At 57.3% G+C, this 831-nt stretch carries 1 protein-coding gene; it reads right to left on the minus strand.

The genetic code is table 11. From position 1 onward, the window contains the following. Positions 1–831, minus strand: an 831-nt coding sequence (locus GHO41_RS29415; protein WP_153435360.1) for a transposase, incomplete at both ends; no start/stop codon positions are given.

Below are 831 nucleotides of genomic sequence, written 5' to 3' on the forward strand. Positions count from 1 at the left end.
CCATCCCAGCTTGTGTGCCTTGCGCTCCAAGGCTCGCAACTGCCGGCTGCGACTCTTCTCTTCGTACGCCTCGAGCCCTTGCTCCACATATGGCTGGCCTTTGGTCAGCATGGCGTAGATCAGACGCGCCAGTTGATGGGCGGTGGCTTTGACGGCGCAACCTGTGTCCATTCGACTTAACCTTGCACGGTGACTTGCACCGATAAAACTTTTGTCGTTTCGGGCATTGGAGGCCGATTGCTTGAGCGCTTGAGCCGCTCGATTGATGACCTTCGGTCCTCTGCCGGGAAGGGACTTGCCACCCGATATTCGAGTTGGCGGCGCGACTCCCAACCAAGAGCAGAAGTGTTGCGAGGTGGGAAAACGCGATAGATCAGGCCCCAGCTCGCTTGCCAGCACCAAAGCCGTATCGACGCCGATTGTCGGAATGGCGGTTAAATCCACGCCCATCACGCGACCTAATGCCTGATGCAGCACCGTCTGCTCTGCCGCCGATCGATGAGCGCTGCGAAGTACCTTACGTGCTGCTGGTACTTCTTCCTGACGCATGGGTAACAGCCCCAGTGCTTGCGCGATGGCATGGTCACAGTCGGCAATCTGCGTTTCCAGGAAGTCGTAGCACGCCAATTCCTGACGCAACGAATGCAAGTGTTCCACACGCCAATTGCCGTGCAAGCTACGGGCGATAGTGGCGTGATCGGCCTTGATGCGTCGATCACGCAACGCCGCCAAGGCATGAGGATCGCGCTCACCGTGATTGATGGCCTGAAGAATTTTCATCCCGGTTACGCCAGTAATGTCGCTGATGACATTGGCCAACTGGATATTCAT

It is taken from the genome of Pseudomonas sp. FSL R10-0399, from assembly GCF_009600165.1.
Lineage (GTDB): Bacteria > Pseudomonadota > Gammaproteobacteria > Pseudomonadales > Pseudomonadaceae > Aquipseudomonas > Aquipseudomonas helleri.